Here is a 24,932-nt window from a genome sequence, read left to right as displayed (position 1 = left end):
TTATTGGCAACTAATCGTTATTTTTTGTCCTGAGTTTACTGGAACATCTATAAATGTATAGAAATTTCCGTTCTCTTCCTTTTTATTTAAAGCATTCATTTTTTTATTGTTTATAAAGACGGATTTGTAATTTCCGGAAAACTTAGCAGTCCATTGTATGGCATTTTTGCCTTTGTTGTGTAGTAGTGTTGTTGTTTGGTTTTTGTGTTGTACAAAAAGCACTGTGTTTAAAACAGGCAAATTGTCGACTTCAGAAATGCTCTTTTTTTCGCGATATAATGTTGTTATTGTTTTTGTTGTAGCATCAGGCTCTATTCCCATGCAGCCATGAATAATTCCTTCAATTACGGCGTATGAAACTTCAGGATATTCTCTTCTTTTGGTTTCCGGATCTGTGAGATGTAACATATATTCATAAGCTTTGTCTTTGTAGCCATATTTATAAAGTAAGAAAGGCAAATAAGAAGTATTTTCTACATTACTTTTTTCTGAAATAATATGATCAATAGTTTTTTTGATTCGGTTTTCATCTGTTAAAGCATCAAACCATAAAAGAAAAAGTACGCCTGGATCTTTGCTGAATTTTCCATCGGCAGTATAAATGTTATTGTAAGCTGATGCATTTTCATCCCACCAAATAGTTTCAATTTGCTCTTGATATTTTTTTGCCTTTTTTGCATAAAAATCGGCTTTTTCAAATTCACCTTTTATTTTCAAAACAGAAGAATAAGTTAGTAGTCCACGATAAATAGCGGCTATCAGATCGGCGCTCATTTTCAAGCCAGGAATTCCTTCAGAATAAGAAGCAAGTCCACGACATTTATGAAAATCATCTTTTATGTTAAATGGAGTTGGAGCATTAGGGAATTCTGGTCTGGTCAATAAAGAATCTGTTTCGAGAATCCAGCGCTCAATGTATTGGTTTGCTGACTTTTCGAAAAAGTTTTCAAACTCAGGATTTTTAATATATTCCTCATTTCCTGTCCATAAATACAATCGCCAGCAGGCAAACATTACATCAAAATTGCTGTTGAGATTGTACCAAAATTCTTTATCATTTCTGTAATCTTCTGGAGCTGGTTTTCCGTATTTATTGATTTCCCAATAGGAAGACCAGTCTTTGTTTTCTGAAATATTTTTAGCAAATAACGAAAGCATATTTTTATTTTCCTGATGTAATCCAAGTATTTCAGCTCCGATACTTTGGTGCGAAACATCCCTCATACAAAATGCAGATCGGGATGGAAGTGCTGCTTCGTACCAAGGTCCAACCGGATCATTTGAATTTCCTTTATAACTTAAAGCCATATTTTTTGCACGTTCAAAAGCCAGTTGCAATGCAGCATCTGAAGATTTGAAAATGACATTATCCTGACCAAATCCATTTAAAAAGAAACAGCAGGCAATTAAAATTATAAAAACATTTTTCATACAGCTATTTTCTAAAATTTTATAAGCAAACCCACATAAGAAAGGTGGGTTTGCTAACTTATAAATTGATTCTGTTCATTAATTATAACCCGGATTTTGAACCAGGCTTGTTCTATTCATTTCATCTCTAGGAATTGGCAACAGATAATGCTGAGGTTTGAAAATTCTTTCCTGAACTTTTGAATAGGTGTATGTTTTTGATCCGTCACTATTTTTAGTAATAATTACACCCATTAACGGTTTGTTTTCAGTTACTTCGGCAATTTTCCAACGACGTACATCATAATAACGGAAACCTTCCAGACATAATTCAACTTGTCTTTCGTTACGGATTTTGTTTTCTAAAGCTGTTCCGGTTAAACCTGTCAAGGGAGCTGTAATTCCGGCGCGTTGTCTTATTAAATTAAGATATTGAATAGCAGTTCCTTCGTTACCCATTTTAAATTGCGCTTCAGCATAATTTAGGTAAATTTCGCCTAAGCGTGAAATAATCCAGGCTTTGTTGGTTTGCGTTTCATTATTGTAATTGTACGTTGTATCGCAATATTTACGGAATGTATAACGTGTTTTACTTGCATTCCAGGTATCCCAACCCTGAGGTGAATCTAAACCACCTTCGTAAAATTCGGCTTTATTAGAACTTCCTGCATCATAACGATCCTGGCAAAATTCAGGTTTTCCATAAGCACGTCTGTCATAAACGATGTTTTTGTAAAAACGCGGATCTCTGTTTACGTATGGTTTTTGAGGATCATATCCAGATGTTGGATCAGTAATGTCTTTTCCGTCAGCTGTTCCGTAAGCATCAATATGACTTTGACTTGGAGCAAAATTTGCCCATCCGTGAAAACCACTTGGCGAGTTAAACATTTCTACACCGTTAAAAGCACTCCATTGCGGATCTTTACTGGATAAACGAGAGCAAATAATTTCTGAGTTATTGGTTGTAAAAAGATCTTCGTACTTTTTGTCATAGAGCTGATACATGTTCAAATCCATAACGGCTTTTGCAGCATCAGAAGCTTTTTTCCATTTTGCAACATCATTAGATGGATTCCATTGCGGACTTGCTGCATAAAGCAAAGCTCTGGATTTTATAGCAAGAGCGGCACCTTTCGTGATTCTTCCAAGACTTGAAGTTGTTAAAGGCAATAATTCGGCTGCTTTATCTAGCTCAGTTACAACAAAATCAGAACACTGGTCATAAGTGCTGCGGTCTACTTTGTAATTACTGTTTAAGTCAAACGGAACTGTAACCAAAGGAACTCCGCCATAATCACTGATCAATTTGAAATACGCATAGGCTCTTAAAAATAATACTTCGCCTTTTAATCTGTTGCGCCACGCTTCGTCGCCGGGAACATCATCAATTCGGGACAAAAATATATTACAATTTTGGATTATGGCATAAGTAGGTTTCCATGTATTGAAATCTCCCGCATTATCCGGAGTAATTGCTCCGGAATTAAGATTCCAAACATCATAATCATTAAAATTGTTAAACGCTTCGTCACAGGCAGTTGATAAGATCCAGCTTCGGTTTGTTTTGTCGTTCCAGTTGTGTTGCGTACTCGGCAATACAGTGTACAGATTATTAGCGAAAGCTTCTGTAAGTTTCAAATCATTCCACACATTTTCATCCGTATAAGAATCCAATGGAACTTTATCTAATGGATCTTCACTACAGGATATAAAAGAGGTAATGGCTATAAAAAGAGCGGCAACAATAAACGCCTTCTTTTTTATATTTTTTAGTTTATTGGTTTTATAATTTTTCATGTTTACTTGTTTTTTGTGGCATTATTATAATTCAATACTTACACCAATTCTATAGATACGCGTTTGCGGATAATTTACTCCGGTAGTATTGTTGGTCTCAGGATCCAGATTGTACTGTTTCATGTGATCAATAGAGAACAAATTCGTTCCTCCGGCATAAAATCTAACATTTGAAACACCATATTTGGCAAGTACATTTTCCGGTAAAATATAAGATACTTCTAAAGATTTTAATCGGAAGAAAGAAGCATCTCTTAGCCAGAAATCGGCCGGAATATTATTTCTAGGATCAGAATCATTGAAAGCAACCGGATATTTCGAATCTGGATTGTCTGCTGTAAATCGATCGTTATACAACCATGTTGGTGGCGCTACAATTGCTCCTTGCGCTTGCGGAAGAATCATTTGTTTTGCTTTTCCCTGACCTGTCCATAACATATCAATTGAGAAACCTTTGTATTCCGCTCGCATTGGGATTCCGTAAGCAATTTTTGGCGTAGCCGATTGCGGAATTCTCACTTTATCATTAGAAGTAATACTGCCATCATCATCGACATCTTTTACCCAAAGATCACCAGGTTTTGCTCCTTCAAAATGAGGAGAACTGTCCACTTCGGCTTGTGTGCGGTAAATACCGTTTGTTTGATAAACCAGCCAGGAATCAATTGCTCTTCCTGTAGATTTTTGCCACGCCGGAATATTAGAAGCTTCATCACGGAAAAGAACTTCACTTTGTGCATAAGTAAAATTAAGTCCGACGCTGTATTTAACAGCGTGACCGTTATCTGCATAATTTACAGACCAGTCCGTACCTCTGTTTACCGTTTCACCAATGTTTTCTTTTGGAAGTGCTAATCCTGTGTACAATGGCACCGACGCATTTCTAGCCGTTAAAATATCAGATCTTTTATTGCTGAAATAATCAAAAGTTGCTGTTAGTTTATTGTTTAAGAAGGCAAAGTCAAAACCGATGTTTTTTGAATCTTGTACTTCCCACGTAATATTTGGGTTAGGAGTAGACGAAAGATAAATACTGTTGTTCAACGTATAATCTGATCCAAAATAACTATAAAGCTGTTGATTCGTAATTAACTGATATCTGGTTAAGAAAAGATATTGGTTCAACTGACCGTCGCTTCTCATATCATCATTACCCATTTTCCCCCAGGAAGCTCTAATTTTTAGTTGATCAATTGCTTTGATGTTGTTTTTGAAAAAGTCTTCTTCAGATATTTTCCAGCCTGCAGAAACCGCAGGGAACATTCCCCAACGTGTTGAAGAAGGAAAGTTGAAAGATCCGTTATAACGGGCAGAAACTTCTGCAAAATATTTATTGTCAAAGTTATAAGCCAATCTTCCCAAATAACTTTCCCTTCCGTCCTGATAAGCACTTCCGGTTGCGTTTTGTCCTTTTGTACTTCCCGTAAAAATCTGATCCAATTGATCGCTTAACAAATCTCTTCTATAAGCATAAGTTTCAGTTTTATCAGTTGTAGTTTGCTCATATCCTACAAAGGCATTAAACCCATGTTTATTGAATTTACGATCGTAGGCTAATTTTATGAAATAAGTATTTTGATTCGTAATTTGTTCATCCTGCATAACGCTCGTGATGCTTGTACTATTTTTTACGTTGTTGTAACTATCGTTTGTTTTGTCGTAAGAATAGGCATCCCAAGGTTTAGTGAATTTTTTCTCACTACGTACATTGTAATCAAAAGCGGCATATCCGTTAAGAGATAATCCTTCCGTAATTTTTGGTAATTTCAGGTCAAATCCTATTTTTGGATTCACAATTAAGTTGATCACTTTATCATAACCAGCGGCAGAAGATGACATTAAAATTGGGTTTCTTCCGTTTGAAATACCAGACGAAGGATAACCATTTTTCCAATACGCCGGGATAAAAGGATACATACTCACCGTTTCGTGCATAATGCTTCCAATGCTTACGGCCGGATAGTTTCTGTCTTCTTTTCGTGTTGCAATGTCAAGATTGACTTTCAAGTTAGACGAAATATTAACATCAATATTCGATCTTAAATTGAACTGTCTGTATCGCTCGTCGCTCGTTCTAAGATTACTTTCCTGATTTAAATACTGGCCTGAAAAGAAATATTTAACCTGATCATTTCCTCCATTTACAGAAAGCGAGACATTTGCTTGTGGCGCGTCTTTTCTATAAACTTGTTTGAGCCAGTTCGTACTGGTATAGTTAGGATCGTTTCCGGCTTTGTATTTGTCTATTTCTTCCTGAGTGTAAGGAAGTGTTGTTCCTTTGTGGGCATTTAATTCATTGTAATACGTCATGTATTCCCATGAATTAACTCTTTGATCCATTCGGGTTAATTGCTGAATACCATATGAACCATCGATTTTGATGGTTGGTTTTCCAACTTTTCCTCTTTTGGTTGTAACCAAAATTACTCCATTTGCAGATCGAACCCCATAAATTGCAGCCGATGCATCTTTCAAAACAGTAACCGATTCGATATCATCCGGATTTATTCGGTTTAGGTCACGATCCGGAATTCCGTCTACAACTACAAGTGGGCTGGTTCCTCCTCCAAATGAATTGAAACCGCGGATTAAAAGACTTGAACTGTCATCTCCCGGTCTTCCTGAACGGTTGTTGGCAATAACTCCAGACATACGTCCGGCAATTCCGTTTGATACGTTTGCCGATGCATTTTGCGTTAAAACGCCACCTTTAATCGAAGCAATTGCACCTGTTGTAGAACCTTTTTTCTGAGTTCCATAACCAACGACAACTACTTCGCTCAATGTCTGATTTTGTTCTTCAAGCTGAATATTCATTGCTTCTGAAGCCGGGATTTCTTTAGTAACAAATCCGGTATACGAAACAATCAAAATACTATTGGAGTCGGGAGCGTCAATAGTAAAATTTCCGTCAAAGTCTGTTGTTACGGCTATTTTGGTTCCTTTTACCTGAATGTTTACACCCGGAAGCGGTTCTCCTTTTGTGCCTGTAACTCTTCCTTTGATCGTTTTTTGTACCGTGTACAATGCATTTTCAGAAACGGTGTTGTGGTTTAATTTCAAAGAAAATTTTGTGTCTTTCATTTCTGCTGCGACAGAAACTTGTAAGGACATAGCAATTAGAAACCCGGAAGTTAGTTTGGTAACTTTCCAGATTTCTAAACTAAGCCAATCATTTGTTGGTTTGTTTTTGGTTAATGGTTTCATGATTTTTGAAAAGTGGTTTTTGTTAGTAATCAATTAGTTTTTTGTGGTTTTGATTTTATTCCTTGTTTCTATTTTGAAAGAACAATTTGCATTTGAGCCTCTGCAGATTGTTATGAAAAAAGAGATAAATGTGAAATCCAAAAGTATAAATGTTTCTAAATCACCCCATACCAGTCCCTACCAGTTTTTTGCGATATGTGTAAAATTTTAATTGATTTTTAAATAATATGAAAATTTAAGTGGATAATATATGCATAAAAAAGAATTTTGCTACTATTTTGTTAAGTAGATGTATTTTCTGACGATGTGTAAAAAATACATTTCTCGCCATCCCAAGTAAAAATGCAACGTTTTAAAATGTAGAATCTATTTCATTTTTTTTTAAGAAAGAATGACTCGTTTTTGAAAGTGGGTAATATAGTATCAGAATTGGATTTTTGCATTTTTTGCTTGTTTTTGTCCACATATTCCTTTTTCGACCATACCAGTCTGCATTTTTTATAGATATGTAAGACTAAACTGTCTTATATTTTCGCTTTTTTTAAGCTTAAAGTGGATTTTCAGTTAATAAAATATCAGAATTGAAAAAACAGAGAGAATTTTTATAAAAGAAAACTTTAAGAAGTGTTTTTTCAAAATTTGAAAAGCGCTATACAAAGTACTTCAAAGCGTTCTCAATCGATTTATACTACTGGTAGGTTTTTGCAAAAAAGTTTTAACTGAAATGGGAATTTTGCTCATGAAGCATTTCAGATTAAAATTTTAAAATTATAGCGCACTCGTTTTATGAGAAAAAATAAGCGTTGAGGAATTTTAATAGATATTTCATTTAGATTTTAATAAAATGAAGAGGGATTTTAAGTACTGATAAAAGATTTTGAGTTTGAATTATTTTCATCATATTAAGTTCCTTTTTGCAGTATTCGGAAAAAAACCGGTAGGTACAAGTAGTATTGTAGATTGGGATTGTTTTATTTTTGAATTTCATTTTTTCATGGCAATGGTTTGAATTGAGCTTACATACCACTTTTACTATGAAGGATACAATTATATATAGGTACTTGTTTTTATTGTATTATAAAATGAATTTCATTCTTGTGGTTTGATTGTATGGCGTCTGCAAGACGTTATAATTTTCCGATATCAAATTTGGGTAGAAAAACAATTTAATTTTCTACTGAAAAAAAGCGTCCAAAATGGAAATATTTTAGAGTTGTAAAATGAAACCACTTATTGTTACTAAATAAATTTTTATGAAAAAGTTGCTATTTATAGTATTCCTGACAACGCTCAGTTGGAAAGCTAGTGCGCAGGAAGAGCCTATTAAAATTGAAACCCAGAATTCTGCATTAATACTGAAAGCAGGAAAAAACGGTTTGCTTTACCAGTCCTATTTTGGTGCAAAACTGGATGCGTCGGGTTATAATGCATTGTCTAAAGAAAGTTCGAAATCATTTGTGATTAATGATGGGAATCCGTTAGTGAATTTGAGACATCTGGCTTATCCGACATACGGAACCGAAAACTTATTTGAACCTGCAATTCGAATGACGCATACAGATGGAAATCCGTCTTTGGAACTGGTTTATGTAAGCCATCGTACAGAAAAAAAAGATGCTAATACGACCGAAACTATTGTAAAACTAAAAGATGCAGTTTATCCTGTGGAAGTAACGCTGCATTTTAAAGCGTTCTTTAATGAAAATGTAATTGAGCAGTGGACCGAAATTCAGCATCAGGAAAAGAAACCGGTTATGTTGTATAATTATGCATCATCAATGTTGCATTTTGATGCCGATCATTATTGGTTGACACAATTTCATGGCGATTGGGCGAAGGAAGTTCGCATGCAGGAAAGTGAATTAACCAGCGGAACAAAAGTGATTGATTCAAAATTAGGAGTTCGTACCAATATGTATCAAACGCCAGTTTTCTTCCTTTCTTTAAACAATAAAGCCGATGAAAATACAGGTGAACTTGTTGCCGGAACAATGGCATGGTCAGGGAATTTTAAGTTCGCTTTTGAATTGGATAATAAAAATTCACTCCGAATTAGTTCAGGAATAAATCCTTTTGCATCTGAATACAGTCTTCCGTCAGGAAAAACATTTACAACACCATCGTTTATTTACACTTTTACCAATAAAGGAAAAGGTCAGGCAAGTAGAAACCTGCATGCTTGGGCGAGAAAGTACGGAGTTAAAGATGGCGAAAAATCACGTTTGACTTTATTAAACAATTGGGAAACAACATACTTTAATTTTGATGAAAAGAAATTGACAGAAATGTTCGCCGATTCAAAAACATTAGGTGTCGATATGTTTTTATTGGATGATGGCTGGTTTGGAAATAAATACCCAAGAAGCGGAGACAAATCTGGTTTGGGTGACTGGCAAACCACAAAAACGAAATTGCCTAATGGTTTAGGTTTTTTAATGCAGGAAGCAGATAAAACCGGTGTAAAATTTGGAATCTGGATTGAACCGGAAATGGTAAATCCGAAAAGTGAATTGTACGAGAAACATCCGGACTGGGTTTTAAAACTTCCTAACCGACCTGAAAGTTATTATCGTTCGCAATTGGTTTTGGATTTAAGCAATCCGCAAGTGCAGGATTTTGTTTTTAAAGTTGTAGATGATATTATGCAGACCAATTCTGGTGTAGCCTTTTTTAAATGGGATTGTAACCGAATGATGACAAATGCGTATTCGACTTATTTAAAAAATCAGCAATCGCATTTGTTTATTGAATATACAAACGGTTTGTATAAAGTTTTAGATCGTATAAAAGCCAAATATCCAAATTTACCAATGATGCTTTGCGCCGGAGGTGGAGGAAGAACAGATTATGGTTTGCTGAAATATTTTACGGAGTTTTGGGCAAGCGACAATACAGATCCTTACAACAGAGTTTTTATTCAATGGGGATATTCGCAGTTTTTTCCAGCTTTGGCGATTTGCAATCACGTAACATCATGGGGCAATCAATCTATCAAGTTTAAAACAGATGTTGCCATGATGGGAAAGCTTGGTTTTGATATTAATGTAAAAGAGCTAAAAGAAAAAGAATTGAAATATTGTCAGGAGGCAGTTGCCAATTATAAACGATTAAGCAATGTAATCTGGCATGGCGATATGTATCGACTGATTTCTCCATATGAAGATAGCAGAGCCGTTTTGATGTATGTTGATGAAACAAAAAGTAAAGCTGTTTTATTCTCTTATACACTTCATCCGTTGTATGACCCGCAATACAATGCAGTGCGTTTTCAGGGCTTAGATCCAAACAAAAAGTATAAAGTTGAAGAAATAAACTTAATGCCGGAAGCAAAGAAATCGGTCGAAGGATCAGGTGAATCTTATACAGGCGATTTTTTAATGAATGTTGGGCTTGGAGTTTCTTCTTCTAGCGTAGAATCTAGCGTTGTTCTCGAAATTACGGCACTATAAAATCAGTGATTTGAAATGATATCAAAAAGCCACTCAATCTGAGTGGCTTTTGTATTTTTAGCTTTAGACATTTCGTCGAAAAAGCTTGATTTTTTCACTTTTAAAATTAACTTCGGAAATAATAGTTGCCGAGAAAATCAGAGTTCCACCCAAAAGCAATCGCCAGGAAAGGTTTTCTCCTAAAATAAAAAACGCTCCGATAGCTCCAAAAACAGGCTCAAACAAATAAATAACCGCAACACGTTCTGCCGATAAATAACGCTGCGAAATATTTGAAACAGTGTACATAAAAGCTGTAGAAAACAAAGCACAATAAATTACGCCCATCCAAAACGTATTATTTTGAGGAAACCATTCTGATGAACGGTCTGTTAACGCAATTAAAAAAGTAAAAAGTGCACAAAATGCAAACATTGGAACAATGGAATACAATAAGTTTTTCGCAGCCGAATGTTTTTCAACAGTAATTAAATAAACTGCAAAGGCAAAGGCTCCTGCAATTGTAAATAAATCGCCAAAGTTTATGGTAAATTTATCTTGAATTGCAATAATAAATAAGCCAGTTAAAGCCGTCAAAGCGGCAATCCAGATTTTTAGCGAAGCATTGGTTTTGTAAAGTGCCAGTTTTAATAATGGAATTATAATAACGGTTAATCCAGCAATAAATGAGCATTGAGAAGCATCTGTATATTTAAGTCCAACAGTTTGTAATTGAATGCCTAAAAACATTGGAACAGCTAGAATAAAACCTGTCTTAATAGCTTCCCGATTGATGTTTTTTACATATTTCCAAAATATAATACTCAATACCAATACTGCTAGCAAGAAGCGATAAAATAAAAAAATGTTTAGTGAATAATCGCCAATTGCCATTTTGGTAATCGAGTAAGAAACTCCCCAAAATGCCGTACCAAGAATTAATAAAAACAATAAAAGCTGTCTTCTTTCCATTTTGAAATCGTGTTTTAAATCAAGATTTTTTTCATCATTAAATCGGTTTGTTCGTCATCTCCTAATCTAAAAATATGAGTGTCAAATTGTACAAAACCATTTTTAGTATAAAAGCTTACAGCTCGCAAATTCTTTTCCCATACACCAAGCCACATGTAAGTTGCTTTTAATTCTTCTGCAGTTTGTTCTGCCTGAGCGTATAATGCCTGTGCGACTTTTTTACCATGAAAATCTTTTACGACATAAATTCGTTCGATTTCCAAAGCATTTTGGTCTTGATTTTCAGTTTGAGCGTCTCCTGTGTTTAATTTTAGATAACCAATAATTTGGTCATTAAGTTCTGCCAGATAAAAGTGCGATGAAACGTTTTTTAATTCCGATGTCAGTTTTTCTAAAGCAAAACTTTCGTCCAGATATTTCTTCATATTTTCTTCGCTGTTTACGTCAGCAAATGTTTCCGAAAAAGTTTGTCTTCCAATTTTTTGAAGTTTTTCGACATCTGTAAAAGTTGCTTTTATTATTTTTAAAGAATTCATGATTGTCTTTTTTAATGCATTAAAACCTGTTTTTTATTCTTGATAAATGCGTAAATTGCATCAATGGATTTACAGCAAATTAAATATTTTTTGGCACTATCGCGTGAACTTCATTTCTGGAATACAGCCGGAAAAATGAATATCACACAGTCTGCATTGAGCCGCCAGATTCAGTCGCTCGAAAATCAGCTTGGCGTTCAATTGTTTGAACGTAATAAGCGTAATGTCAAACTCACAGCTGCCGGCCAATTCTTAAAAGAAAAATGGGAAGTTGAAATGAGTAAACTCGAATTTATTCACCAATCTGCCCGTCAGATTCAGTTGGGAGAAAGTGGTACGATTACCATTTCTCATCCTGATTCTATTTCGGCTTCTCTTATGCCTGAGATTTTGTCCCGTATTTCTGATGCTTTTCCAAAACTTAAAATCAAACTGGTTCAGGTTCTTTACGAGAATCAGCAAGATTTTCTGAGAAATTATAAAATCGATCTGGCCATTACCAGAGATATCAATAATGCCAAAGACATTCAGTCTCAAAAAATACATTCCGATCACTTGGCGCTTGTTGTTCCGGCGGATCATCCGTATCAAACACCCGAAGATCTTACCAAAGAAACCCTTGCTACTCAAAAGTTCATATTGCCAACCAATGACGAAGGCAGTAGTTACAGTGATTTGATTCAGCGATTGTTCAATTCATTTGAGAATGCTCCGGAAGTTTATCTTCATTCCGAATTTGGTTCAGCCATTATAGCTTTAGTCCGAAAAGGACTCGGAATCGCAATTTTGCCCGATTCGTATCTTTTTCATGAAATTTCAGGAATTCGTTTTATCAAACTGCCAATGGAAACCGATTTGTACATCAATTGGAGAACCGAAGATCATAACCCAGTTTTGGCTAATGTTTTGAAATTGATTATTCCGTAAAATTTAAGCTCGCAACATTTCGATATGCGGAATTCCATCTTCATCATAAACTTCGCCGTGTTCTACAAATCCCAAGGATTGATAGAATTTGGATAAATGATATTGCGCACTAATCCGTATTGGCGCTTTTCCAAACTTTTCTTCGCAGCCCGCAATTGACGCTTCCATTAGTTTTACTCCTAAACCTAATCCGCGATGCGATCTTGCGATTACAACTCTTCCAATTGAAATTTCATTATAGGATAAACCGCCAGGAAGTAAACGTGTTACACCTGCCAACTCATTATCTACATAATATAAAAGATGAAAACTTTTTTGATCTTTATTATCCAAATCAAGATAAGGACAATTTTGTTCGACCACAAAAACATCGCTTCTTAAACGAAGCATATTATACATTTCGTGATTGGTTAATTCATCAAAAGATTTAATGGAATGGCTAAATATCATTTTTAAATTTCTGCTTTAATTTTTAACAAAGATAAAAGCCTGAATAATGATATAAAATGCTGTTTTTTTATCATGTGATGCTAAAAACGCATTAATGGTTTTGTGATGTAACTTTGTAAAAGAAGAAGAAAAATGTCTAAGCGCTAATTTCAAGTTTATATCCTTTACTACGCACTACAACAATATTAACGTTAGGATCAACTTCCAATTTTTTTCTAAGTTTTGAGATAAACATATCCAGACTACGTCCGACAATGATGCCTTCATCTTCCCAAATCTCTTTTTGAAGCCGGCTTCGTTCTATATTTTTATTAGGAGAAAGGGAAAAAATATGCAGTAGACGCAATTCGGTTCCTGTTAGTTCTATTATTTTATCGTCTATCATCAGTTTTCGATTTTTTACATCGAACAGTATTTTTCCTAATGCTATTAAATCACTTTCCTCGTCAGATAGCGGTTTTCGTGACTTAACCGATTTAAAAAAAACAAAACCTACAACTACTAAAAGCGGCAATCCTCCTAGAATATATTTGTTTTGGGCAACACTTATATTTGATGGTTTGAATTTAATGTTGATGCTATAATTAGCTTTAGGTTGTATTCGTCTTACGCAAGGAACATTGTTATCTTTTTTACTTTTGGATATGGTGAATCCATAAACTACTTTGGCGTTGCCTGAATTAAGAACACGAACAACATAATCTGTTGTGAGCGGGTCTTTAGCCAAATAATTCCCGACAGTTTTAACCAAAACTTCCGGTTGAAAAGAGAAATTCTTTTCAAACTGGATTTCGTATTCATTTTCAGCAATCTTTTTTACAGGAAGAACTCTTGATATACTGTCACCAGAATGTAAAAGTAATTCATGTCCGATGCTTCGGAGCAAAACTTCCCTTTTGGCACTATCAAAATCTTCATTGTCATTTCCATTGAAAGCTACGCAGATTAAAGCGATAAACACGAGTGTTATCAATCCAAACAGGTATTTGTATTTCTTTGGCAGAATATTTTGGCTAGAAAGCATAGTGTCAATAGTTTATTTACAAAGTTTACAATTTTATTTACAATTCAAATCCTTTCAATCGAAAAAGATCAAAGTAATTTTGCTGAAACAACTTTGAAAATTAATAAAATATGAAGCGATACGCACCACTTTACACCTTGTTTCTGATGTTTGTTTTTTTTATTTCTTGTAAAGATTCGAATCAGACAAACCAACAAATAGAAATTAGCAACGCGAAAATCAAAGACACGGTTTCACCTTATGGACCTATGGGTATGGTGAGAAATATAAAGCAAGATAGCAAAGGAAATATTCTGATTGCGTCTTTCAAAGGCGTTTTTCGATACGATGGAAAATCGTTCACCAATCTAACAAGTAAGATAAAATCACCAAGCTTTTGGGAGGTGCTGGAAGATCGAAAAGGAAATCTTTGGTTCGCTTCTAAAGATTCGGGAGTTTATTATTACAATAAAAAAACTTTTCAGCATTTTACAACTCGCGAAGGACTTGCGAGTAATAGGGTTGCATCTATTTATGAAGATAGGGCGGGTAATATTTGGTTTGCTACTGGCGGTGGAGCAAGCCGTTATGATGGAAAATCTTTTCGGAATTTTACAACTAAAGACGGACTTTCCAATAATGATGTTACTTCTATTATGGAAGACAGCACAGGAAAAGTATGGTTTGGCACCAGAGAAGAACCTTGTTTCTATGACGGAAAAACTTTTACCGTTTTCCCAAAAAAAGGCGGTAAACCTTTTCACAATGTTTGGAGTATAATCGAAGATAGAAAAGGCAATATTTGGTTTGGTGGTTCCATACTCAAAGACAGAAGAGGCGTGAAGGGTGATACTTTGGTTCTTGAATTTGGTCTTTGGCGTTATGATGGCAATACCTATACAAAAGTATCAGAGAAAGGGACTTCGATTTTGCTACAAGATAAAAAAGGAAATATTTGGACAACGGGTTCTGTAAAACCGAATGGCTATTGGGCGCTTTCCCGTTATGATCAGGAATCTTTATACGATAAAAATCCAAAGGTTACAGAAATATTATCACTAAAAAGAATGGGAATGCTTTGTGGAATTCTGGAAGCGAAAGATGGAAGTATTTGGGTTGGATCTCTGAATGGTGTGTATCGTTATGATGGGAAGACTTTTACAGCTTTTTAAAATAAAAAAGAGATTGTCTTAAAAGAATAACTCCTTTTTTGCAAGCTTCGGAGAAGCGAAATATTTATAGCAAATTATAAAGGTTTACAACATAAAGCTCCGGAGGAGCGACATATTTTCTCTACAGCTTGATATGTCGCTCCTCCGGAGCTTTTTTTATTTGTCTTGTTGTAATTCTATAAATATCTCACCCCAATGGGGTTTTTACAGATAAAATAAATTTTATAAATATTTTATGATGCAAAGAAGCTGTCATTTGAGACATTTTCTTTGCATTATTTGAAAACTACTTTTTTAATGCGAAACTGCCTTTAAACCAACAATAGAACCTACCAAAGTTGCTAAGAAAAACAATCTCCAGAAAGCTGCAGGTTCTTTAAAAACGAAAATTCCAACAAGCACAGTTCCTACTGCACCAATTCCTGTCCAAACGGCATAAGCAGTTCCTAACGGAAGTGTTTCTGTTGCTTTCATTAATAAAAGCATACTTACAGTTAAGGAAATGAAGAAACCAATATACCAATAGTACATTTCAGTACCAGTTGTTGCTTTTGCTTTTCCAAGACATGATGCGAAGGCTACTTCAAATAGACCCGCGATGATTAAAATAATCCAGTTCATATAGTTAAAATTTTATGCTGCAAAGTTCTTTTATCGAAATCAGAAATAATTTAACAAATGATAAAAAATGAAATTATTTTAATTCGGCCCGAATTCGGCTTAAACTTACTTGTGTAATTCCTAAATAAGAAGCGATATGTCCTAATTGAACTCTTTTAATTAATTCCGGATGATCTTTCATTAATTCCAGATAACGTTCAGATGCATTTTTGAATTGTTTAGAAATCAGGCGTTCTTCTGTCTTAATCAATTCTTTTTCTGCAAATTTTCGTCCCCAATTGGCAATATGAACATCTTCATTAAAGAGTTTTCTCAGATTTTCGGTTTTGAGTTCGTACAATTCACAGTCCTCCAAAAGTTCTATTGCCTCATATCCAGGCTGATCTTCAACATAACTTTTCATAGAAATAATGGTTTCACCTTCTTTTCCAAACCAGAAAGTAACCTCATTATCACGTTCTATGTAAGCTCTCACTAATCCTTTTTTTATAAAGTAAATATTAGTTTCTACTTTATTGGCTTTTAATAAAATATGCCCTTTTGGGAAAGTTATTTCGCTGACATTGTTTTGCAATTCGACCAATGATGACTCAGGAAGTTTGTAGATATGGTCGAGAATATTGGAAATATCCATTTGCTGTTCGTTTCAAATTTTGAATAAAGATACTAGTTGTAGCAATGCGCAGAAAATTTCATTCAAAAAAATATTGTACGGAAATAGGAAATAGAGTCGGTATTTTTCATTCGTCACCTAAAATTTTTCTTTCATGTACTTTTATTTGTCCATTCATTATTAGAGAAATATCTTTACTAAAGTATCAGTAAATTTTATTTCGAAAATGAGTAAAAGAACACTATCGACCTATTGGGAAATTCAGCTAATCGGATGGATTACAGCTTCTCTATATTGGGGATTTACAGCTTTCATGAGTGGTCATTTTATCTGGAAAATTGGTATTGCCGATTTAATTTTGGATGTTTCTATCGGAATCGGATTAACTCATCTTTACAGAAATTTTGCTTTAAGAAACGGATGGAATAAACTGAATTTGAAAAAACTGATAGGGAGAATGATTTTAAGCGTTTTGCTGCTTTCGTTTTTGTATATGTTTTTGATAGCTGCGAAACTTCATCTGATTCGTTTGTTTGTTTTTGGAGAAACTGCGATTCCTTTTTTGGAGTTTTTAAAATCGGTTCAATTACAGCTTTTTATCACCGGAACCCGACTTATGTCGATTTGGATTTTGGCGTATCATCTCTATCATTATTCCAGACAGGAATTACAAACCGTAAAAGAAAATGCCCAATTATCGATTACAATAAAAGAAGCGCAGTTGCGTAATTTAAGCGCACAACTTAATCCGCATTTCTTTTTTAATTCTTTAAATAATATTAAATATCTGGTTTTAGAAAATCCGCAATCGGCCAGACGCGCCATTGATCTTTTGTCTGAACTGTTGAGAAATTCTTTAGATAATACAAAAGGGCAACTTATAACTTTAGAAGAAGAAATTAATCTGGTTCGGGATTATCTCGAGTTAGAAAAAATAAGGTTTGAAGAGCGTCTGGATGTGCAAATTGAAACTGAAGTAAATTTATCCCATCAGTTAATTCTGCCTTTTAGTATTCAGTTACTCGTTGAAAATGCTATAAAACACGGAATTGAAAAAAGAAAAAATGGAGGATTTATATTCGTGAATGTCAGAAAAGAGCAGGATTTCTTAAAAATTATAGTTCAGAATTCAGGAAAATTAAATTCGGAAAATAAAAATTCCGGAATTGGACTGACGAATCTAAAAGAGCGTTTGGCGTTGCAATACAATTCGGCCGCTTTTTTTGAAATTAAACAATTAGAAAACGAAACGGTTTTAGCAACGATTTTACTGCCATCAAAATGAAAAAAATAAAAGTTATTATCGTAGATGACGAGCGTTTGTCAAGGGAAGAAATTAAACAGGCATTGCAGGAATATGAAGACTTTATTGTCATTGGCGAGGCAGAAAATGCGGATGATGCAAAAGATCTGATTGAAGCAAAATTACCGGATTTAATTTTCGTAGATATTGAAATGCCTGAAAAATCCGGTTTTGATTTGTTGGAAAGCTTGAATTATGTTCCTGAAGTACTTTTTGTTACAGCGTACAATCAATATGCGGTTCAGGCGTTTGAGGTCAATGCTTTGGATTATTTGATGAAACCAATTCGCGAAGAGCGATTTTCAAAAGCAATTGAAAAAATAAGGAATGCTGAAAAAGTAAAAGCTTCAAATAGTGCTGTAGCTGAAGATCGAAAAATCTTTATTAAAGATGGTGAAAAACGATTCTTTATACAAACGGATGAAATTTATTTAATAGAATCTCTTGAAAATTACACGCGGCTTTTTTTTCAGGATAAAAAAGCTTTGCAGAGACGTTCGCTCCGTCATTGGGAGGAATTTCTTGATCCGACTGTTTTTTTCAGAATAAACAGAACCGAAATTGTAAATATTAAATTCATTGAAGAAGTCAATACAACTACCGAAGGCGGACTGGAAATAAAACTTAAAACTGGTCATTTGCTGAAGGTTTCGAAACGTCAATCCGTTAAATTTAAAAACAGTAACGGAATTTAAAATACTCTTTTTTAGCGTAATTTTTTTTTAAGACAAGTGAAAATACAATCAATTGCAAGTGTAATTGTTGGTTTTCATATTGTTTCAGGAATTCTATTTTTTATAAATAACCAAACTAATCTATTCCATGAAATCAGTTTTTAGTTTTATAATTTTTATTTTAATTGTATCGAATCTATTTTCTCAACAAAGAAAATTAACTTCATTCGAGCAGCTCAAAAGCGCTTATGATATTCAGGACAGCGTGATGATTAAAACACGTGACGGCGCTTTGATATCGGCAATTGTAGTCCGAAAAAAAGGAGTTTCTGGACCAAAACCTGTGATATTTCAATTCACGATTTATGTTTCGGATAACGGAAGAGATCTTAAATCCTTAAAAAAAGCCGTCGATAATGATTATGTTGGCGTAATTGCCTATTCCAGAGGAAAGCGATTTAGTCCAAATGAAATTTTTCCATATGAAAATGATGGTGATGATGCGTATGATGTGATCGACTGGATTAGCAAGCAAAGTTGGTGCAACGGAAGTATAGGAATGTATGGCGGAAGTTACAATGGTTTTACGCAATGGGCCGCTTGTAAAAAGATGCATCCGGCGCTGAAAACAATAGTTCCGTATGTGGCAAACAGACCTGGATTGGGATGGCCAATGGAAAATAATGTGTTTATAAATCCGAATTACGAATGGTCTTTTTATGTTGGGAATAACAGATATTTGGACACAATAGTTGGAAATGACAGACAGCGTTTCAGAAAAATGCAGTTTAAATGGTGGGAAACCGGAGTTGCTTATAATAAAATGGATAGTATTGATAAAAGTCCTAATAGGTTTTTTCAGAAATGGTTAAAGCATCCTTCTTTTGATAAATATTGGCAGAAAATGACACCTTATAAAAAAGATTTTGCTCAGATAAATATTCCGATTTTAATTATTGACGGTTATTATAATGATTCGCAAAATTCGAGTTTATATTATTTGAAGGAACTTCAAAAATATAATCCGAAAAATAGGCCGTATGTAATTATTGGTCCGTACAGTCATTTCGGTGCACAAAGAGAAGGAAATCCAATACTGAATGACTATAAAGTAGATGCAAATGCGCTCATTAATACGCCGGAAATAACGTATCAGTGGTTTGATTATATTCTGAAAAATGGACCAAAACCAGCAATTTTAAAAGATAAAATTAATTATCAGGTGATGGGCGCGAATGAATGGAGAAGTGCGCCTTCTATTGAAAAAATGAGTAATGGTTTTTTAAAGTTTTACTTGTCGGATGCAAAAGCGGGGAAATTTTATTCTTTGAGTTCGAATAAACCGCTAAAAAAGAATTATTTATATCAGGAAGTCGATTTTGCGAATCGGGAAATTAGTAATAATGATTATTATCCGGATCCCATTATTAGAAAAGAACTTGATACCACTAACGGATTTGTTTTTATCAGTGATCCTCTGAAAGAACCTTTGTTGGTTAATGGTTCCTTTCTCGGTGAAATAAAACTGAGCAGCAATAAAAAAGATTTGGATGTAGGAGTGACTTTATATGAAGTAATGCCGGACGGTTCTTATTTTCATTTGGCTTATTTTATTGGCCGCGCCAGTTATGCTAAAGATATTACAAAGCGAAATTTACTGAAACCGAATGAAATTGAATCGTTTACTTTTTCTAATACACATTTAGTTAGTAAACAATTGAGAAAAGGAAGTCGGTTGTTGATTACTTTAAATGTGAATAAAAATGCATTTTCAGAACTGAATTATGGAACTGGAAAAGAGGTAAGCGAAGAAACCATTAAAGATGCAAAAGAACCGTTGAAAATAAAATGGTACAATGACAGTTTTGTAAAAATACCGATTTGGAAGTAAATTGGTTTTGGTCAAAAAAAAAATCCCATTTCAAAAAGAAATGGGACATAAAATCACCGTTGCGATGAGCTATTATAAACAACGGCAATTTTTGACCAAAAATTAAACTAATTTATTCCTCCGCCTAAAGCTTTATAAAGCAGAATTTGAGAGTTTGCGTTTCTTAACTGGATGTCAACAAAATCGAGTTCGGCGTCCAGTTTATTTTTTTGTGCATTAATGATTTCCAAGTAATTGGCATAACCGCTTAAGTACAAATCATTCGAAACGTTTACGGCAATTTCCAGATGATCGATTTCATTCGTTTTATATTTCAAAACATCTTCAAAAGCTTCATTTCGATGCAGTAAAGCACTTAATTCGTTGAAAGCCGTTGTGATCGTATTTTGATACTGAAGAAATGAGATTTCCTGTCTTCTGTTAGAAACATAAAATTCCTGTTTGATTTGTCCTTTGTTAAAAACAGGAGCTGTTATTCCGCCCAATAATTGCCACGCGAAAGATCCCGCATCAAAAAATGTGCTGAACGAAAACGAATTGAAACCGGCATATCCTCCCAGATTTAATGTTGGAAAAAAGGCAGCGCGCGCCGCTTTTGCATCGGCGTTGCTGGCTAGCAATTCAAAATAAGCTTCGGATACATCCGGTCTTTTGTGAATAATAGAATCTACACTTACTTTTTGATTTAAGACTTCAAGATGTCCGGATAAAAAGTCCGCGCTTCTTTCGATTTTACCGCCGTATTGTCCAAGAAGCGTTAATAAAGCTTTTTCGGTTTGATCTATATTCAGTTTTAATTCTGCAGCTTCGGCATGAATGTTATTGTTTTGCGCATTAAACTGTTGTACAGCCAATTCTGTTGCTTTTCCAACCGATCTTTGTGCAGAAACAATATCAAGCGCTTTTTCCTGCGTTTTTAAGTTTTTATCATAAATCGCAGCTTGTTTGTCTAAGGCGATGAGTTTGAAATACAAATCGGCAACATCGCTTAAAAGACGTGTTTGCAGAAGACGCATTCCTTGCTCCGAAGCAAAATAACGTTGCTGTGCCGCTTTTTTGCGATTGCTTAGTTTGCCCCAAATATCAGCTTCCCAGGAAACTTTTGCACCTAAAAATAGGTTAGGCGTAACATCTTCATTAATTCTTTGTTTTTCGGAAATATTCTGAGAAAAGTTAGTATCAAAGTTACCAACTCCGTCCATTGTATATTTTCCGTAATGCGTTCCCGAAGCATCAGCAACCAAATCTAAAGAGGGAAGAAGTGCCAGTTTAGCTACTTTTAAATGCGAATTGGCAATTAAAATTCTTTCCTGCATAATTAAATAATCCGGATTTTGACTCACCGCTTTTTTTAGCAATTGATCTAACTTCGGATCTTTAAAAAAGGTTTCTGTTTTTAATGGAATAAAAGGTTTTGCTTCATTTGCAGTTGCTTTTCTTTCGGCATCAAAATTTTCAGGAAGCTTTGCTGCGCTTAATTTATCACTGACTTTTGGTGCAGAACAAGCTGTCAAAAGTAAAATTCCGGTTATTATGACGGCACTTTTGGTTGTCCTTAGAAAATGCATATCAGCATTTTTATATTGATTTAATATCTCTTTCATTGTTTTAATTTATTTGTTCAATCTGTGTTGTGATTTTTATTTAACACATAGAAACATAGATTTTTCTTTTGTCGAAAAGGGAATTGAAAGAAACTAGTTTCTAACACATAGCTATGTGTATTTATGCTAGTGAAACGCCTTTTTTAGATTCTCTAAATCCTATGATTCTATGTGTTTAAAAAATGACACATTAAGATTTATTCATTCGTTTTTCAAGTTTGGCAAACAAGATGTAAAGTCCCGGAATAATCACAAGACCAAACACAGTTCCAATCAGCATTCCTCCCGCAGCAGCGGTTCCAATTGAACGGTTACCAATAGCACCCGCTCCAGAAGCGATACATAACGGAATCAATCCGGAAATAAAAGCAAAAGAAGTCATTAAAATAGGTCTGAAACGAAGTCTCGCGCCTTCAATTGCTGCTTCGGTAATATCTTGGCCTAATTTATTCTGTGCCATTGCGAATTCAACAATCAGAATGGCATTTTTGGCGAGCAGACCAATCAACATGACGAGTGCTACTTGAGCATAAATATTATTATCCAATCCAACTATTACAAGCGCAATGTAAGAACCAAAAACTCCCACAGGAAGACTTAAGAGTACAGGGAACGGAAGTAGTAAACTTTCGTACTGTGCCGCCAGTAATAAGTAGACGAATAAAATACACAAAGCAAAAATGTAAATGGTTTGGTTACCTGAAAGGATTTCTTCACGTGTCATACCTGACCATTCGAGTTCAAAACGACTCGGGAGTTTTTCGGCTGCAATTTTTTCAACCGCAGCAATGGCATCTCCGGAACTGTAACTTTCAGCCGGTTCACCGTTAATCATTGCCGACATATACATGTTATAACGCGTTAAAACTTCAGGACCGTAAACTCTTTCTAATTTGATGAAAGTGGAAAACGGAACCATTTCGCCAGCATCATTTTTCAGATACATATCCAGAATACTTTCCGGATTTTGACGAAACTGCGGACTTGCCTGAACCATTACTTTATACATTTGAGAAAAACGAATAAAATTGGTCGCATAAAAAGAACCTAACATGGTTTGTAAAGTACTCATAGCGTTATCTACTGAAACTCCTTTTTTAGCCGCAAGATCATAATCAATATGAATTAAATACTGCGGGAAAGTGGCGTCAAAACTCGAAAATGAATTCTGAATTTCCGGTGAAGCATTTAGTTCTTTAATGAATTCTTTGGTTACTTTATCTGTATTAGTAATACTTCCTCCGGATTTATCCAATAGACGAAGTTCGAAACCGCTGGTGTTTCCAAAACCGGGAACCGTTGGTGGAGCAAAAATCTCGATTTGTGCGTCGGCAATGTTTTTTGTTTTTTCTGTAAGTTCCGCCATAAATTCGGTTACCGAAATATCACGGTCGTTCCAGTCTTTTAAGTTGATCATTCCCATCCCGTAAGAAGCTCCGGCGATTTCAGTAACAATACTGTATCCAGCAAGCGTCGTTACGTTGTCAACACCTTTAATTCCTTTTGCAATTTTTGTGACTTCGTCTAATGCTTTTTCAGTACGTTCTACAGTAGCTCCCTGCGGAGTCGTAACGCTCACATAAACCATTCCCTGATCTTCAGTCGGAATAAATCCTGATGCTAAAAATTTTGTTGTACCCCAAGTTAATAAACAAAACAATACTAATAAACCAATTGTAACGGTGCTGCGATCAGCGAATTTTACTAATACTTTAATATATTTTGATGTGATGTTATCAAACCAATTGTTGAATTTATAGAAGAATCGGTCTAATAGCGATTTTTTCTCCTTATTTGGATCATGTGCTTTCAACATAATAGCACAAAGGGCAGGAGTAAGTGTAAGTGCATTGATTCCGGAAATAACAATACTAATTGCCATAGTCAGCGAGAACTGCCTGTAGAAAACACCAACCGGACCACTCAAAAATGCAACCGGAATAAATACAGCGGCCATTACAATCGTAATTGCAATAACGGCTCCGGTAATTTCTTTCATGGCGCTAATTGTTGCTGGTAACGGTTCCATGTGTTCTTCGGAGATTTTTACGTGAACGGCTTCGACGACGACAATTGCATTATCGACGACAATTCCGATAGAAAGTACTAAAGCGAAAAGTGTCAATAAGTTAATCGAGAATCCCATCATCGACATAAAAGTAAACGAACCAATAAGTGCAACCGGAACAGCAAGAACCGGAATTAAAGTCGATCTCCAATCCTGAAGGAAAAGGAAAACCACAAAAGCTACCAAGATAAAAGCCTCAACCAAAGTTTTTAAAACTTCATCAATTGAAGCATCAAGGAAACGCGAAACGTCATAAGCAATATTAAATTCCATTCCCGGAGGAAAAGATGAAATTTTCAATTCGGCCATTTTTTCTTTTACGCTCGCAATAACTTCCGAAGCATTCGAACCCGGACGTTGTTTTAGCATAATTGATGCCGAAGGTTTTCCATCGGTTTTAGAAACCATTCCGTAACTCATGGCACCAAATTCAATTTTCGAAATATCTTTCAATCTTAAGATTGTTCCGTCTGAATTGGCTCTTAAAGCGACATCTTCATATTGTTTTGGTTCGAAGAATTTTCCACCATATTTTATTACATATTGCAATTGATTGTCCAACTGTCCAGAACCTTCACCAACTTTACCCGGCGCAGCAGAAATGTTTTGTTTCTGAAGTGAACTAATCACTTCATTTGCCGAAATATTATATGAAAGCATCTTTTGGGGATCCAGCCAGACACGCATCGAATATTCTTTCTGACCCATAATTTCCGCGCGTCCAACACCGTCAATACGTTTTAATTCCTGAAGGATATTAATATCAGTAAAGTTGAAGATAAACTGCTCGTCCTGCGTTTTGTCCGTACTTGTAATGTTGAGGTACATCAGCATACTGTTTACCTCTTTTTCGGTTGTAACTCCGGCGCGAATTACTTCTTCCGGAAGTTCGTCAAGTATTGTAGTTACACGATTCTGTACGTTTACGGCAGCAAGATCGGGATCGGTTCCTACTTCAAAGAAAACCTGAATTAAGGTTAAACCATCATTTGAAGTTACGGTCGACATGTACGTCATTCCAGGTACACCATTGATGGCTCTTTCTAACGGAAGGGCGACGGCATTGGCCGAAACCTCTGCGTTTGCTCCTGTATATTTTGCTGTAACGGTTACAGACGGTGGAACAATATCCGGGAATTGGGTAATGGGAAGCTGAAACAACGCCAGTAATCCCAAAAGGACTATCATAACCGAGATGATTAATGACAATATTTTCCTTCTGATAAATAACTCTATCATTTTAAATTTTTTAG

17 protein-coding genes are annotated in these 24,932 nt (G+C 35.1%); 6 read left to right on the top strand and 11 right to left on the bottom strand.

Annotation, left to right across the window (positions count from 1 at the left end):
* The 3 genes from BD847_RS12095 to BD847_RS12085 form a co-directional block, all read right to left on the bottom strand.
* A complete protein-coding gene (locus BD847_RS12095) occupies positions 1 to 1,431 on the bottom strand; it encodes a hypothetical protein (protein ID WP_115888532.1) in 1,431 nt (476 codons plus the stop codon).
* Between the two features lie 78 nt (positions 1,432 to 1,509).
* Positions 1,510 to 3,210 (bottom strand): RagB/SusD family nutrient uptake outer membrane protein, encoded by a 1,701-nt coding sequence (locus BD847_RS12090; RefSeq protein ID WP_115888531.1) that lies wholly within the window; start codon positions 3,208 to 3,210, stop codon positions 1,510 to 1,512.
* Between the two features lie 24 nt (positions 3,211 to 3,234).
* On the bottom strand, positions 3,235 to 6,417 hold the full coding sequence (locus BD847_RS12085) for a SusC/RagA family TonB-linked outer membrane protein (RefSeq protein WP_115888530.1): 3,183 nt from the start codon (positions 6,415 to 6,417) through the stop codon (positions 3,235 to 3,237).
* 1,253 nt (positions 6,418 to 7,670) lie between these two features.
* On the opposite strand from BD847_RS12085, the gene BD847_RS12080 reads away from it, so the two are divergent.
* Entirely contained in the window at positions 7,671 to 9,866 is a 2,196-nt protein-coding gene (locus BD847_RS12080) for an alpha-galactosidase (RefSeq protein WP_115888529.1), read from the top strand.
* Positions 9,867 to 9,929: 63 nt separating this feature from the next.
* Here the strand turns inward: BD847_RS12080 and BD847_RS12075 are convergent, their stop codons facing one another.
* Complete coding sequence (locus BD847_RS12075) at positions 9,930 to 10,817, bottom strand: DMT family transporter (protein ID WP_115888528.1); 888 nt, start codon at positions 10,815 to 10,817, stop codon at positions 9,930 to 9,932.
* A gap of 14 nt (positions 10,818 to 10,831) precedes the next feature.
* Positions 10,832 to 11,353, bottom strand: coding sequence for a GNAT family N-acetyltransferase (locus tag BD847_RS12070; protein ID WP_115888527.1), 522 nt, complete (start codon positions 11,351 to 11,353; stop codon positions 10,832 to 10,834).
* 63 nt (positions 11,354 to 11,416) lie between these two features.
* Here BD847_RS12070 and BD847_RS12065 point away from each other — a divergent pair, with 63 nt between their 5' ends.
* Positions 11,417 to 12,280, top strand: a complete 864-nt coding sequence (locus BD847_RS12065) for a LysR family transcriptional regulator (RefSeq protein ID WP_115888526.1) — start codon at positions 11,417 to 11,419, stop codon at positions 12,278 to 12,280.
* A 3-nt stretch (positions 12,281 to 12,283) separates the two neighbouring features.
* Here BD847_RS12065 and BD847_RS12060 read toward each other — a convergent pair whose 3' ends face one another.
* Positions 12,284 to 12,730 carry a GNAT family N-acetyltransferase gene (locus tag BD847_RS12060; RefSeq protein ID WP_115888525.1) on the bottom strand — a complete coding sequence of 149 codons (447 nt, stop codon included), beginning with the start codon at positions 12,728 to 12,730 and terminating at the stop codon, positions 12,284 to 12,286.
* A gap of 136 nt (positions 12,731 to 12,866) precedes the next feature.
* A complete protein-coding gene (locus BD847_RS12055; RefSeq protein WP_115888524.1) occupies positions 12,867 to 13,754 on the bottom strand; it encodes a winged helix-turn-helix domain-containing protein in 888 nt (295 codons plus the stop codon).
* Between the two features lie 110 nt (positions 13,755 to 13,864).
* On the opposite strand from BD847_RS12055, the gene BD847_RS12050 reads away from it, so the two are divergent.
* Positions 13,865 to 14,905, top strand: a complete 1,041-nt coding sequence (locus BD847_RS12050) for a ligand-binding sensor domain-containing protein (RefSeq protein ID WP_115888523.1) — start codon at positions 13,865 to 13,867, stop codon at positions 14,903 to 14,905.
* A 294-nt stretch (positions 14,906 to 15,199) separates the two neighbouring features.
* On the opposite strand, the gene BD847_RS12045 is transcribed toward BD847_RS12050, so the two are convergent.
* A complete protein-coding gene (locus BD847_RS12045) occupies positions 15,200 to 15,526 on the bottom strand; it encodes a DMT family transporter (RefSeq protein WP_026728926.1) in 327 nt (108 codons plus the stop codon).
* 73 nt (positions 15,527 to 15,599) lie between these two features.
* Positions 15,600 to 16,160 (bottom strand): Crp/Fnr family transcriptional regulator, encoded by a 561-nt coding sequence (locus tag BD847_RS12040; protein WP_115888522.1) that lies wholly within the window; start codon positions 16,158 to 16,160, stop codon positions 15,600 to 15,602.
* A gap of 205 nt (positions 16,161 to 16,365) precedes the next feature.
* On the opposite strand from BD847_RS12040, the gene BD847_RS12035 reads away from it, so the two are divergent.
* From BD847_RS12035 to BD847_RS12025, 3 genes are all read left to right on the top strand, one after another.
* Entirely contained in the window at positions 16,366 to 17,424 is a 1,059-nt protein-coding gene (locus BD847_RS12035) for a sensor histidine kinase (RefSeq protein ID WP_115888521.1), read from the top strand.
* Positions 17,421 to 18,137, top strand: a complete 717-nt coding sequence (locus tag BD847_RS12030; RefSeq protein ID WP_115888520.1) for a LytR/AlgR family response regulator transcription factor — start codon at positions 17,421 to 17,423, stop codon at positions 18,135 to 18,137. The genes BD847_RS12035 and BD847_RS12030 overlap by 4 nt, the downstream gene beginning before the upstream one ends.
* A 127-nt stretch (positions 18,138 to 18,264) precedes the next feature.
* The gene (locus tag BD847_RS12025; protein ID WP_115888519.1) at positions 18,265 to 20,007 is read left to right on the top strand and encodes a CocE/NonD family hydrolase; all 1,743 of its coding nucleotides are present in this window, start codon (positions 18,265 to 18,267) and stop codon (positions 20,005 to 20,007) included.
* Between the two features lie 107 nt (positions 20,008 to 20,114).
* On the opposite strand, the gene BD847_RS12020 is transcribed toward BD847_RS12025, so the two are convergent.
* Positions 20,115 to 21,611 carry a TolC family protein gene (locus tag BD847_RS12020; RefSeq protein WP_115888518.1) on the bottom strand — a complete coding sequence of 499 codons (1,497 nt, stop codon included), beginning with the start codon at positions 21,609 to 21,611 and terminating at the stop codon, positions 20,115 to 20,117.
* Between the two features lie 190 nt (positions 21,612 to 21,801).
* Entirely contained in the window at positions 21,802 to 24,918 is a 3,117-nt protein-coding gene (locus BD847_RS12015) for an efflux RND transporter permease subunit (protein WP_115888517.1), read from the bottom strand.
* Positions 24,919 to 24,932: the final 14 nt, after the last annotated feature.

The sequence above is a fragment of the Flavobacterium cutihirudinis genome (assembly GCF_003385895.1).
Taxonomy (GTDB): domain Bacteria; phylum Bacteroidota; class Bacteroidia; order Flavobacteriales; family Flavobacteriaceae; genus Flavobacterium; species Flavobacterium cutihirudinis.
The sequence above is the reverse complement of the archived record's forward strand: the minus strand, read 5'-3'. Positions and strand labels throughout refer to the sequence as shown.